This window comes from Microbispora sp. H10830 (genome assembly GCF_014161375.1).
GTDB lineage: Bacteria > Actinomycetota > Actinomycetes > Streptosporangiales > Streptosporangiaceae > Microbispora > Microbispora catharanthi.
Window position 1 is genome coordinate 182,101 of the sequence record NZ_JABBWX010000008.1, and the last position, 12,502, is coordinate 194,602.

Genomic DNA, 12,502 nt, shown 5'->3' on the forward strand with positions numbered 1-12,502 from the left:
ATGCGAAGAGCGGTGCGGACCAGATGGATCACCGCCGGCGCGGTGCTGACCGTGTCGGCGGTGGTGGCGATGGCGTTGGCGGCGTGGACGGAGATCCGCGTTCCCCACAGCTACGACTTCTCCTTCCCCGGCTCCTTCGAGTCGTCGGTCCTCGATGAGAGGTCGACCGAGACGAGGACCGTGACGTACGCCGTCACCACGCCCCAGATCATCGTGGACCTGCGGGGTAGGGTCGACGTGCGGGTCGCTCCCGGCGTCCCCGGACGCGTCACCGTCAAACGGGAGACCACCTGGCGCGGCGGGGGACCGCCCTCGATGAGCGAGACATGGGAGTCGGGGAAGACGCTGCGTGTCGAGGTGACCTGCTCGGGGGGCCCAGGACGGGTGAACCCTGACTGCCACACCGTCTACACCTTGAGCGTGCCATCCGTCATCGGCGTGCTCGTGACGACCCCCGACTGGACCATGCCGTGCTCGCCAACCCCGGCGGAGGTGCTCTGCGGCCCCGCTTCACACGATCCGTCATAGGAGGGCATGGGTGAGATCCCGCCTGTGTGGCCCGAGGCCGTCGCTGTAGAGCACGAGGGTGCTTTTCCAAGCCTGGGCCTCGACGACCGGCTCTGCCCTCGATGTGCCCAGCCGGCTTGTCCATGTCGGCTCCGCCTTCGCAGCGCCGCACCGTAGGGACAGGGCAGGCCGGCGGACGCTCACGTGGCGCTCGCCAACGTGATCGAGACGCTAACGGGCCCCGTTGCGCGATCGGGTGGTCGAGAACACGCGGACATCTGAGCGTGGTCGCCGCCCGCGACGTCACACTTCGCTCCCCGCCGGTCCTCTAAGGAGGCGTGACCGTACCCGTACGCGCACAGCGGGCGGGACGGCGTGATCCACGGCGACAAGGAGCACCTCGGCATGACCGTTCTCGTCACCGGAGCCACCGGCACCGTCGGCCGGCAGGTCGTCCGCCATCTACTGGAGCAGGGCCGGAAGGTGCGGGCGCTGACCCGCGACCCGGGCCGGGCCGTCCTTCCGTACGGCGTGGAGGTGGCGGCGGGTGACCTCACCGACGCCACCGGCCTGGAGGCGGCCTTCGACGGCGTCACCGCCGTCCATCTGATCAATTTCGGCGTCGGCTACCGGCCTCTTGCCAACGGACGCGACATCGTCGCTCTCGCGGAACGGGCCGGGGTCGGCAGGGCCACCGTCCTGGGCGGCTGGCAGGAGGGCACGCTGGAGCCGGCCGTCAGGGCGAGCGACCTGGAGTGGACCTTCCTGCGGCCGCTGCAGTTCATGGCCAACTTCCTGAACGACTGGGGCGAGTCGCTGCGGACCACCGGGCGGGTGCGTGAGCCGTACGGCGATCGCCAGAGCCCGCCGGTCGACGAGTACGACATCGGCGCCGTCGCGGCGGCCGTGCTGACGCAGGACGGTCACGGCGGCAGGTCCTACCACCTCACCGGTCCCGAGGTGCTCACGGCACGGCGGATGGTCGCGATCATCGCCGAGGCGACCGGCCGTGACCTGCGGTTCGAGGAGCTCACCCCTGACCGGGTGCGCCGCGAGTGGAGCGTGCCGGGCCGGCGTCCGCCGTTGTCCCTCTTCCGCGCGTTCGCCGAGGCCGCGGGAGCCGACGAGGCGGACCTGGTGGAGAGCCTGCTGCGGATGTACGGCACGCCCAACGAGCACGCCACCACGCTGACCGACCACGTGGAGCAGGTCGTCGGCCGTCCGCCGCGCACGTTCGCCCAGTGGGCCGCCGAGCACGCCCGTCACTTCCTGCCCACCAACCCGCGCTGACCGGACGAAGGCGACAACCATGATCCTCATAACCGGCGCGACCGGCGCCGTCGGGCGTCTCGTCGTTCAGCGACTCGTCGCAGAAGGCGCCCGCGTACGCGCCGTGAGCCGCTCCCCGCGCGACGCGGCCCTGCCGCACGGCGTGGAGGTCGTCCAGGGCGACCCGGCCCGGCCCGGCACGACGGCCGGGCACTTCGCCGGCGTCGAGGCGGTCTTCCTGCACTCGCGCACCTTCGGCGACTCCGCCGACCGGCTCCTCGCGCTGGCCGCCGAGCGGGGCGTGCGCAAAGTGGTGGCCCTGTCGGCGATGAACATCGACGACCCGTTCGACCTGCAGCCGTCCCGCCATCGGGGAGACCGGAACAAGGAGGCCGAGGAGGCGGCCGTCGCCAGCGGCCTGACCTGGACCAGCCTGCGCGCCAGCGCCTTGGCCGGCAACACCCTGCAGGCGTGGGGCGCCCAGATCCGCGCCGGAGACGTCGTGCGCTACGTGCACGCGGGCTTCCGGGAGTCCGTGCTCGACGAGCGGGATCTGGCCGAGGTGGCGGCCCGCGCGCTGCTCACGGACACACTGGCGGGCCGCCGGCTGGAGCTCACCGGGCCGGAGTCGCTGTCGCACGAGGAGATGGTGGCCGTGATCGCCGCCGCGCTCGGCAGGCCCCTGCGCTTCGAGGAGGTCCCGTCACGGGCCGTCGCCGCGCACCTGATCGGCATGGGGCTGCCCGAACCGTTCGTGCGTGCCTTGATGGCCAGGTACGACCACTACGCCGGCCGCGACCAGCATCCCCCGACGGGTGAGATGGACAAGGTCCTGGGCCGTCCCGCACGGACGTACGCCGACTGGGTGGCCGACCACGTCGCCGCCTTCCGGAACGGATGAGCCTGCGATGCCGACCGCCTACGTCGTCACCGCTCTGGTGACCATCGCCTTCAACACGTTCTCCGGATTCGCGGCCATGACCCGGTTCGCGCCGATCATGCGTACCCTCGGCCCCGCGCTCGCCCGCGCCGGCGTGCCGGAGTCGTGGCTGGTCTGGCCGATCGGCGCGCTGAAGGCCCTGGGCGCGCTGGGACTCGCGCTCGGGCTGCTCGGCGTGCCCCTCGTCGGCACGGCCGCCGCCGCGGGCCTCGTCCTCTATTTCGTCTGCGCCCTGTACACCCATCTGCGCGTCGGCGACTTCTCGCCCCAGTTCTACCTGGCGATCGTGTTCCTCGGCCTGGCGGCCGCCACGCTGGCGCTCGATCCCGCCCTGGTGCTGCACGCGACGCGCTGATCCGGTATCCGTAGCGGTAAGGAGTCCCATGATGCGTGAAATCCCCGCGGCCAACGCTTCCGAGGTGTTCGCCGGCCACCGCGAGTTGCTGTTCTCCATCGTCTACAACATGCTCGGCACGATCGGCGACACCGAGGACGTGCTTCAGGAGACCTGGCTGGCGTGGGCGGCACGGGATGTGGCCGGCATCGACAACCCCCGCGCCTACCTGGTGCGTGTCGCGGTCAACCAGGCCCTCACTCACCAGAGCGCGTTGCGCAGGCGCAAGGAGACCTACCTGGGCCCGTGGCTGCCGGAACCGCTGATCACCGGTCCCGACGCCGCCGAGCCCGCCGTACGCGCGGAGTCGGTGTCGATCGCGCTGCTGGTGATCCTCGAGACGCTCACCCCGCTGGAGCGGGCCGTGTTCGTCCTGCACGAGGTGTTCGCCTACCAGCACACCGAGATCGCCGCCATGCTGGACCGCAGCCCGACCGCGATCCGGCAGCTCGCCCACCGGGCCCGCGAGCACGTGCAGGCGCGGCGTCCACGCGCCCGGGTCGACCGGCGTACGCACCGGGAGGTGACCGAGCGCTTCGTCGAGGCGGCGTTCGGCGGCGACCTGCCCGCGCTGATGGAGATGCTCGCGCCCGACGTCGTCCTGTGGCCCGACGGCGGAGGCAAGTCGGCGGTGGGCGGGCCGCGTCCGATCCGCGGCCGCGACAAGGTCGCCCGGGTGGTCGTGGCCAACGCGCGCGGCGGCGTGGACGTCCGGCACCGCCAGGTCAACGGCGACCCCTCCGTGGTCGTCTTCGCGGAGGACGCGCCCCTCGCGGTGATGGTGCTCGACCTCGACGCGGGCGGAGAGCAGGTGCGCGACATCTACGTGGTCAGCAACCCCGACAAGCTCGGATCCGTCTCCGACCACACCGCCGACCGAGGTTCGCAAACCCCCGAAACGAGTTGATGTGCCGCATGTCGAAGGGCCGGGCGCCCGGAGGACGCCCGGCCCGGCAACATCGGCCGGGTCTATTCGACGTGCTTCCAGGGACCGTTCGGGTCGCCTGGCTTCTGGTTGCGGGTCCACCACTTCGCCTGGTAGACGACGCCCTGGTAGTCCGCCCGGTCGCCGGCGACGAAGATCCGTGACGGGGTCCAGACAGCGGTGCCGTCCGCCGTGGTCACGATCTCCTGCCACGGGCCGTACGGATCGCCGGGGGTCTGGTTCTTCGTCCACCACGAGGCGCGCCAGACCGATCCGTGGTAGGACACCTGGTCACCGGTGTCGTAGACGGTGGTGGCGGCCCAGGCGGGCGGGTTGCCGATGACGATGGAGACGGTCTGCTCGGTGGTCAGCCCGTTCGTGCCGACCGCGTCGATCTTGAGCTGGTAGGTGCCGTTCGGGTAGGCGGTGGTGTCGACGACGAGGTTGGGGTGGAGCCCGTCGTTGTGGCTGCCGGGTGCCTTGGTGTTGTCGGTCAGCCAGACGCCGCCGCGGTTGAGCTCGATGTAGGTGTAGGACACGTCGGACGCCATGCCGCCCAGGTCGACGGTGAAGGTCGGCGTGCCGGAGACGGTGGCGCCGTCGGCCACCGAGACGCCCTTGATCGTCAGGTAGGGCGCGAGGGTCCAGAAATGGTCGGGGACGGCGGCGTCGCCTGTCGCGGGCGCCGGGCTGGCGACGACCGTCGCGTTGCGTCCGTTGCCCGACGAGTCCGCGACGGCCGTTCCCGTGCTCTCGTCGAACGTGTAGCGCAGGACGTCGCCCGCGCCGGCCTGACCGGTCGCGAGGGTGGACACCTCGGACGCGTTCAGCGCGCGGCTGTAGACGTTGAAGTCGTCGACCGCGGCGGCCAGGTAGGGGTCCCCCGAGTACTGCGAGCGGCCGATCCAGTTCTGGGTGGTGGTGCCGAGGCTGGAGGGGTGCAGAGTCAGGTTGGTGTTGGTGCCCGCGACCTGGTCGTTGACGTAGAGGGTGCCGGTGGTGCCGGACACGGTCACCGTCACCAGCGACCAGGTGTTGAGCGGAAGCGTCGTGGTGGAGCTGATCTGCTGCTCCCCGCCGGCGCCGCTGGTCGTGATGGCGAAGCGGAGCCCGGTGTTCTTGTTGAGCGTCAGGAACATGTAGTTCGACGCGCCGGTGCCGAAGTCGAAGACGCGCGACCACGTGGTGTTCTTGGCCGGGTTGACCCACGTCGAGACCGTGAAGTCGCCCGTGACGCCGCTCACCGCGCCTCGCGGCACGTTGACGTACTGGTTGGCTCCGGACAGCGCGACGGCCTTCCCGAGCTTGCCGGCCACCCGGGTGCCGCCGATGCCGGAGGACGTGACGGTGGTGTCACTCCACTGCACGACCTGGGCGCCCGAGTCCTTGCTCATGCCGTCGACGGCGAGCACCAGACCCGTGTCGTAGTTCACGAGCTGGTTGTGGCCCTTCCCGTCGGGAACGACCTGCCAGAGCTGGGTGTTGCCGCCCGTGTCGGTCTCCACGACAGCGGACGCGCCGTTGCCGGACGAGGCGTCCTTCACCCCGAGCACCAGGCCACTGGCCGCGTTGACCACCTTGTGCAGGCCGGAGCCGGTGGCGACCAGCTTCCACTTCTGCGTGGCGCCGCCCGCGACGGTGGCCTGGTTCACGAGGGTCCCGGCCGACGTCCCCGCATCGTGGGTGTCGAGCGCGAGCCCGCTGTTGAGATTGGTGATCCGATAGGTGCTCTCGAGGTCGGTCGCCGTACCGGCGCCGCTGATCACCAGGTGGTAGGCGTCGGCGGAGCTCATCGCCACCGGCACGGTGATGGAGCCGTCGGTCACCTGGTAGACGGTGTCGGAGATGGTGATCGGGCCGGCGACGGGGTTGGTGCGCCCGTACGACGGGGTGTACTCGAGCGTGGCGTGGACGGTGCCGCCCAGGTCGAGCTTGTCCAGCCCGTCGACCTTGACGGCGGTGGCGCCGCTGCCGCCGCCGAAGACCACGCTGACCTGCTTCTTGTCGCTCGGCACTGCGGCGGCGCCGTCGAGGCCGGTCGTGGCGTTGGGCGGGGTGGTGGTGACCATGTCCCCGCTCATGTCGGCGTACCACTTGTAGAGCCAGTAGGCGCCGTTCGGGCTTCCGCCGGTGCCGGTCAGCAAATCGCCGAGCGCGCCGTAGCCGTTCCAGAACGCGAGCTCGGCGTCGTGGATGCCGTATCGCTCGAACTTCGCGATGTACCCCACCAGGGAGCCCGGGATGCCGACCTCGGAGGGCGCCGCGTACTCCTCGATCGCGATCGGGCGCGGGCTGATGCCGAGGTCCTTCATGATGGCGTTGACCTTGGCGAGGTCACTCACGATCTTGCCCGAGTTGATCAGTTCGTGCCAGGCGAGGATGTCGGGAACCGTGTCGGTCTCGACCGCGTTCCTCAGGAACTTCTCCATGTCGGTGATGTTGTCGGAGAAGCTCGGGCCCTGGATCGGCGTGGTCGGGTCGAGCGATCGCACCTGACGGAAGGTCTTCGTCCAGAATTCCTCGTAGGTGCCGTTGGACGCGAGCCAGGTGTTGTCCGACTCGTTCCACAGCTCCCACGCCGCCATGTTCGTCGCTCCGGACGCCTGGACGGCCTTGACCTGCTGCTCCACCACGCCCGGCCAGGTGTCCCAGCTGAACTTGTACGGCCAGCCCGCGTAGTAGTCCGACAGGCGGTTCACGACCTTCGCACCCGCTCTGGCCGCCTTGTCGGCGACCACCAGCACGTCGCCCTTGGCCTGCTGCTTGCCGCCCACGGCCATCTGGACGAAGGTGTTCGGCTTGATGGCCTTGACCAGGGCGTCGGAGGGCGTCGCGTCGTCGGCGAGGCCGTACAGGGACCCCGTCGCGACATGCGTGACCGGACGGAAAGGCTGGTCGGCCTTCACCACGAGCGTGGCCGCGGGGACCGGCGCCGCGGCCGCGGACGCGGGCGTGGCGGACAGGGCGGCTCCCGCGGCCGCACTCGCGAGCGCGGCCACCAGGGCCCCCACGCGGCGGGATGCGCCCCGGACCCGGTCGCGGCCACGGCGCGGGGATAAAGCACCTCCCGGGGAGAATGCCGTTCGAGACATGGGTGCTACTCCTTTGCGTTGCGTGAACGAGGGGGCGTTCACATCCGTTGTGCGTCGTCTCGAAGGGCTCCCGGGCCGGTGCTCCGACACGGAATGTTAGCGCTAACATTCAGGAGCGCCGCAGATCACGGCGTTCTTGGGGATGCGGGGCGCTTCCTCCGAGGGGCGGGACGGCAGGGGCCGGCCCGGGATCCCCTGACGTGTGGTGCGTACAGAGGCGACGGACGATCCGTGGCCCCTGTCAGCGCTCCTGTGGTGCGAGCGGGATCCATACCCGCACCAGAGTCCTCAGTCCTTGACGGCGCCGGCGGTGACGCCCGCGGCGACGTAACGCTGGGCGATGACGAGCAGCACGGTGGCCGGGATGGACGCGACCACGGCGGTGGCCATGATGGCGTTCCACTCCTGGTTGTTGTTGCCGATGTAGTGGTAGATCCCCAGCGTGATCGGCTGGTGGCCGCCGCCCTGGTCGAGGGTGGAGGCGAAGACGAAGTCCGACCAGGCCCACAGGAACGCGAACAGCGACACCGTGATGACCGAGTTGCGGCTGACCGGCAGCACGACCGACCAGAACGTGCGCAGCGCGCCCGCGCCGTCCACCCGGGCCGCCTGCATCAGCTCCTCGGGAATGCCGGACATGAACGCGGTGAAGATCAGCACCGCGAACGGCACCGCGAGGGTGGAGTCGGCCACGATCAGCCCCGGCACGGTGTTCAGCACTCCGGTGCTCAGATAGATCGCGTAGAACCCCATCGCCATGATCACACCGGGGATCATCTGCGCGATCAGCAGCACGAAGCTCAGCACCCCGCCGCCGCGCGGGCGCAGCTTGGCCAGCGAGTAGGCCGCGGGCGCCGCGATCACCAGCGTCAGGGCCACGGTGCCCAGCCCCACCACGAGGCTGGTGGCGAGGTAGGGCCCCTGCTGCTCCAGCACCGCGCGGTACCCCTCCAGCGTCCCGTGGACGGGGAACCAGTACGGCGGCGACTTGCGCATGTCCTGGTCGCGGGTGAACGACACGTTGATCATCCAGTAGACCGGGAACAGCATGAGCGCGGTGAACACCACGCCCAGGCCGGTCCGCCACCATGCGCGCCGGGTCTTCGTCATGCCGCCCCCTGCCGTCGCTGCACGCGGATGTAGACGAGGCCGAAGACCAGCGCGATCACGATCAGCAGGTTGCCGACCGCCGCGCCGGGCCCGAAGGAGGGCAGCAGGTTGCCGAAGCCCAGCCGGTAGGACCAGGTGGCCAGCGTCGTGGACGCGTCGCTCGGCCCGCCCTTCGTCATGATCCAGATGATGTCGAACACCTTCAGCGTGTAGACCAGCCCGAGCAGCAGCGTGATCGCCGAGACCGGCCGCAGCAGCGGGAACGTCACCCGCCAGAACCGCTGCCAGCCGGTCGCCCCGTCGAGGGCCGCCGCCTCGTGGATGTGGGACGGGATCGCCTGCAGGCCGCTGTACAGCACGACGAGGTTGAACGGGATCCCGATCCAGATGTTGGCGATGGTCACCGACCACAGCGACCAGTCCGGGGACGTCAGCCAGTTGACCGGGTCGATCCCCACCGCCGCGAGCACCGCGTTGACCACGCCCGACTCGCTGTTGAGCATCCACGACCAGGTCGAGGACGACACGATCAGCGGCAGCAGCCACGGCACCAGGAACAGCGCGCGCAGGGTCGCCGACAGCCGGAAGTTCCGGGTGAAGAACACGGCCAGGGCGAGCCCGATGGTGAACTGGAAGGCCAGCGACACCGCGGTGAACACCACCGTGTGCCACAGGGCCGGCCCGAAGGTGGCGTCGCGGACGACCTTCGCGTAGTTGGCGAGCCCCGTGAACGGCGCGTCCCCCTGCACGAACGACCGCACCGTGTAGTTCCGCAGGCTCAGGTCGACGTTGCGGTACAGCGGATAGACGTAGAACGCGAGCAGGTAGACCACCACCGGCGCGAGGAACGCCCACGCCGCCCACTGACCCGATCGCCGTGCGGGTGCGCGGCGGCCGCCTCCGGCCCGTGACGCCGGGGCCCGCTCCCGCCGGCCCGCCGCGGTCGGCGGGGCCGGCGTCTGTGTTGCGTGTTTCATGCTTTCCTTCATCTGGACGACCAGAGGCGGGCCCGGAGACGACGCCCCGGGCCCGGACGCTACTGGACGGCGCTCGCCGCCGTGGCCTGGGCTGCCGTCAAGGCCTCCTGCGGCGGCTGCGACCCGCTCAGCGCGGCCTGCATCGCCTTCCACATGGGCTCGGAGATCTTCGGGTACTTCGTGCCGAGGTTGTCGCTGGTGCGGCCCTTGGCGGCCTTGACCGCCTCCACCCACACCTTCAGCTCGGCGTTCTGCTCGACCTGCTTGGTCTGCACCTCCTCCGTTGGCGCGATGTACGACAGCGTGGTGTCGGTGGTGTAGGAGTTGCCGGTGCTGGCCAGGCACGTCACCAGCTTCTGGGAGGCGACGTAGCGGGCGGCGTCCTTCTGCACGGGAAGGGTGACGAACTCGCCGCCGGTCGGGGCGGGGGCGGTGCCGCCGTCCTTGGCGGGGATCGGGATGATGCCGTAGTCGAAGCCGGTCTTCTTGGCGTTGGCCAGCTGCCAGGTGCCGTTCTCGGCGAAGGCGAAGTCCCCGGTCGCGAACTCCTGCCAGCTCGTGGTCTGGGTGTTGTTGATGACGGAGGTGGGGGCGTAGCCCTTCTTCACCCAGTCGGTCCACAGCGACAGCGCCGCCACGCCCTCCGGGGAGTCGAGCTTCGTGAGGTTCGCGCCGGATCCCCAGAACCAGGGCAGGAACTGGAAGCTGCCCTCCTCGGTGCCGATCGCCGAGAACGTGATGCCCTTCTTGCCCGCCGCCTTGACCTTCTCCAGCGCCGCGGTCAGCGACGCCCAGTCCTTCACCGCGGCCGCGTCCACGCCGGCCTTCTTCAACACCCCCTTGTTGTAGTAGAGGGCGAGGGTGTTGGCCCCGATCGGGACCCCGTACGTCTTGCCGCCGAGCTGGCCCGCCGCGAGCAGGTTCGGCGAGACGGTCGAGGTGTCGATCTTCGTCTCGTCGGTCGAGGTCAGCACGCCGGCCTCGGCCAGCGTCGAGACGACCGGGTTGTCCACGATCAGCACGTCCGGCGAGTTGCCCTGCTGGGCCGCCAGCAGCGCCTTGTTGGTCAGGTCGGTGGTGTCGTAGCCGGTCCGCTTGACGGTCACCCCGGCCTGCGTCCCGCACTGCGTGAGCAGCTTCACCCAGTCGGAGGAGTCGTCGAACTGCGGGTAGGGGTCCCAGATCGTGTAGGTCCCGCCCCCGGCGGCCTGGCTCGCGCCCGCCGAGGAGGTGCCGGCGTCGTCGCCGGACGACCCGGAGCACGCGGTGAGACCGCCCGCGACGGCGAGGACCACCAGGCCCAGGCCGGCGGCGCGCCGGCCCCTGTCGAGGCTTTTCATATCGTTCTTCCTTTCGACGGCCGGCGTCCGGCCGCTGTCATCTCGTTCACCGGCGCGGGTCCACACGGTCAGGGCGCGAACCCGCGCGGCGGCTCAGGTCGGTTCAGGTGAGCTGGATGTAGTCCAGCTCGGCATAGCCGGTCCCGCCGCCGAAGGAGGGGGACCCCTTGGCCAGGCGGATCATGTTGTAGCCCGCCCGCAGGTTCACCGTGGTGCTGACCGTGGCGCCGAACTGGCCCCAGGCGGCGGTGGGCGGATAGCTGACCGTCGTCCAGGCGCCGCCGTTGTACGCCAGCCCCTGCGTGGCGGTCGCCCCGGTGGCGTTGGCGTAGCCGATGGTCATCGTGTACGCCCGGGCGGTGGGCACGTTCACCACGAAGTCGACGTAGCTGTCCGTGTTGTGATCACCGTTGTTGTTGTCGATGCGCCCGACGTAGCCGCCCTCGGACGCGCTGGAACTGGCCAGCCGCTGGGCGCGGAAGACGGCCGCGTTCTCCGCCTCGTAGCGCTGCTGGTAGGACGGCACACCGCTGACCGGCTGGACCACCAGGTTGTAGGCGCTGGTCGCCGACATGTTCGGCACCGACACGCTGATCTGCCCGTTACTCACGGCGTACGTGCTCGTGGAGATGGTCGTGGGCGCGGTCACGGCGGTGAACCGGCCGTTCGCGGGGGTCGACTGCAGGGTGACCCGGACCGAGGAGCCCAGCGCGCCGATGCCGGTGACGCGGACCGTGTTGGTGCCCGACTCATTGCCGAAGACCACGTTGACGATCTTCCGGGTGGAGTCGTAGGAGGCGAAACCGTCCAGCCCGGTCTGGGTGGCCGGGGTGGTGGTAACCATGCGGCCGGCCATGTCGCCGTACCACTTGTACAGCCACCAGGTGCCGGTGGGCTGGCTGTTGTTGACGACAAGCCCGTTCATGGTGCCGTATTCGTACCAGAACGCCCTGTGCGCCATCTCGACGCCGGCGCGCTCGAACTTGGCCACGTAGCTGGCGATGCGGCCGGGGACGTCCACCTCACTGGTTGCGGCGTACTCGTTGATCGCGATGCGCCGGGGGCTGATGCCGAGCGAGCCCTCCAGGGAGCGGTAGTCGGCGATGTGCGCGGCGATGGCGGTGGGGTCGCCCAGCTCGTGCCAGCAGATGACGTCGGGCAGCGTGCCCGCGGCCTTGGCACTGCTCAGGAACGACGACAACCAGGAGCGGTTGTAATAGGAGATGCTCGGGCCGACGATCGGCGTCGTGGCGTCCAGCGCCCGCACGGCCCGATAGGTGCGCGTCCACCCGTCGTTGAACGACCCGGCTGCGGAGGTGTTCCACGTCCAGTCGGGCTCGTTCCACAGCTCCCAGCCGATGACGTTGGTCACCGAGGTCGCGTTGCGACGGGCCGTGACCATCGTGTTCACCTTGGCCAGCCAGTCGTCCCAGCTCACCCACTGATAGGGGAAGTTCGGATAGATGTCCGGCATCCGGACGAACTCCCCGGCCCCGACGCGGATGGCCTGCGGCGCCACGAGCAGCGAGTCGCCTCCGGGCGGCTGGCCGTTGGGCCTCTGGCCCACACCCGGGGCGGGCTGCGTCAGCGAGTTGACCTTCAGCGGCAGCAGCGCGGAGTCGGCCGGGCGGCTGTTTTCCGCCAGGCCGTACAGACCGCCGGCCGCGACGTGGGTGACGGGCCGGAAGGGCTGCGCCACGTTCACCGTCAGGGTGGCGCCCGCCGCCTCGGCGGGCGCCAGCGGGACGAGCGCCCCGGTCAGTGACACGGCCAGTGACACGGCCAGCGCGGACAACAGGGTCGCGCGTCGGGGTCTGCGCATCTACTTACCTCGCTCTTTCTGTGCTCAGGTGGGGGGTGGAGAGGAGGTGAAGCCGGGACCGCCCGCCCCGAATTCGGCGGCGCGCGCCGCGAGCGGTCCCTCTGTCGCCGCGGGCCGTACGCTGCG

The 12,502-nt window shown here is 70.2% G+C and carries 10 protein-coding genes; 5 read left to right on the forward strand and 5 right to left on the reverse strand.

What is annotated here, in order from left to right:
- The first annotated feature begins 12 nt into the window (after positions 1 to 12).
- From HHX35_RS21480 to sigJ, 5 genes are all read left to right on the forward strand, one after another.
- Positions 13 to 528, forward strand: a complete 516-nt coding sequence (locus HHX35_RS21480; RefSeq protein ID WP_182900529.1) for a hypothetical protein — start codon at positions 13 to 15, stop codon at positions 526 to 528.
- Positions 529 to 912: 384 nt separating this feature from the next.
- Positions 913 to 1,797: an SDR family oxidoreductase gene (locus HHX35_RS21485; protein WP_182900530.1), complete on the forward strand. Its 885-nt coding sequence runs from the start codon at positions 913 to 915 to the stop codon at positions 1,795 to 1,797.
- Between the two features lie 19 nt (positions 1,798 to 1,816).
- Positions 1,817 to 2,677, forward strand: coding sequence for an NAD(P)H-binding protein (locus tag HHX35_RS21490; protein WP_182900531.1), 861 nt, complete (start codon positions 1,817 to 1,819; stop codon positions 2,675 to 2,677).
- A gap of 7 nt (positions 2,678 to 2,684) precedes the next feature.
- Positions 2,685 to 3,071 (forward strand): DoxX family protein, encoded by a 387-nt coding sequence (locus HHX35_RS21495; RefSeq protein ID WP_182900532.1) that lies wholly within the window; start codon positions 2,685 to 2,687, stop codon positions 3,069 to 3,071.
- Positions 3,072 to 3,099: 28 nt separating this feature from the next.
- Positions 3,100 to 4,017, forward strand: coding sequence for an RNA polymerase sigma factor SigJ (gene sigJ, locus HHX35_RS21500; protein WP_259405260.1), 918 nt, complete (start codon positions 3,100 to 3,102; stop codon positions 4,015 to 4,017).
- 62 nt (positions 4,018 to 4,079) lie between these two features.
- Here the strand turns inward: sigJ and HHX35_RS21505 are convergent, their stop codons facing one another.
- From HHX35_RS21505 to HHX35_RS21525, 5 genes are all read right to left on the reverse strand, one after another.
- Positions 4,080 to 7,127: a LamG-like jellyroll fold domain-containing protein gene (locus tag HHX35_RS21505; RefSeq protein WP_182900533.1), complete on the reverse strand. Its 3,048-nt coding sequence runs from the start codon at positions 7,125 to 7,127 to the stop codon at positions 4,080 to 4,082.
- 288 nt (positions 7,128 to 7,415) lie between these two features.
- Positions 7,416 to 8,237 carry a carbohydrate ABC transporter permease gene (locus HHX35_RS21510; RefSeq protein WP_182900534.1) on the reverse strand — a complete coding sequence of 274 codons (822 nt, stop codon included), beginning with the start codon at positions 8,235 to 8,237 and terminating at the stop codon, positions 7,416 to 7,418.
- Positions 8,234 to 9,214, reverse strand: a complete 981-nt coding sequence (locus HHX35_RS21515) for a carbohydrate ABC transporter permease (RefSeq protein WP_182900535.1) — start codon at positions 9,212 to 9,214, stop codon at positions 8,234 to 8,236. Before HHX35_RS21515 ends, HHX35_RS21510 begins: the two co-directional genes overlap by 4 nt.
- Before the next feature lie 59 nt (positions 9,215 to 9,273).
- On the reverse strand, positions 9,274 to 10,554 hold the full coding sequence (locus HHX35_RS21520) for an extracellular solute-binding protein (RefSeq protein ID WP_182900536.1): 1,281 nt from the start codon (positions 10,552 to 10,554) through the stop codon (positions 9,274 to 9,276).
- Positions 10,555 to 10,657: 103 nt separating this feature from the next.
- On the reverse strand, positions 10,658 to 12,376 hold the full coding sequence (locus HHX35_RS21525; protein ID WP_220505710.1) for a hypothetical protein: 1,719 nt from the start codon (positions 12,374 to 12,376) through the stop codon (positions 10,658 to 10,660).
- Positions 12,377 to 12,502 lie beyond the last annotated feature (126 nt).

Excerpts from the sequence above, each read along its gene's own strand:
- HHX35_RS21515 (WP_182900535.1), bottom strand. The coding sequence starts at position 9,214 with ATGAAACACGCAACACAGACGCCGGCCCCGCCGACCGCGGCGGGCCGG.
- HHX35_RS21525 (WP_220505710.1), bottom strand. The coding sequence starts at position 12,376 with ATGCGCAGACCCCGACGCGCGACCCTGTTGTCCGCGCTGGCCGTGTCA.
- sigJ (WP_259405260.1), top strand. The coding sequence starts at position 3,100 with ATGATGCGTGAAATCCCCGCGGCCAACGCTTCCGAGGTGTTCGCCGGC.
- HHX35_RS21490 (WP_182900531.1), top strand. The coding sequence starts at position 1,817 with ATGATCCTCATAACCGGCGCGACCGGCGCCGTCGGGCGTCTCGTCGTT.
- HHX35_RS21495 (WP_182900532.1), top strand. The coding sequence starts at position 2,685 with ATGCCGACCGCCTACGTCGTCACCGCTCTGGTGACCATCGCCTTCAAC.
- HHX35_RS21510 (WP_182900534.1), bottom strand. The coding sequence starts at position 8,237 with ATGACGAAGACCCGGCGCGCATGGTGGCGGACCGGCCTGGGCGTGGTG.
- HHX35_RS21505 (WP_182900533.1), bottom strand. The coding sequence starts at position 7,127 with ATGTCTCGAACGGCATTCTCCCCGGGAGGTGCTTTATCCCCGCGCCGT.
- HHX35_RS21485 (WP_182900530.1), top strand. The coding sequence starts at position 913 with ATGACCGTTCTCGTCACCGGAGCCACCGGCACCGTCGGCCGGCAGGTC.
- HHX35_RS21520 (WP_182900536.1), bottom strand. The coding sequence starts at position 10,554 with ATGAAAAGCCTCGACAGGGGCCGGCGCGCCGCCGGCCTGGGCCTGGTG.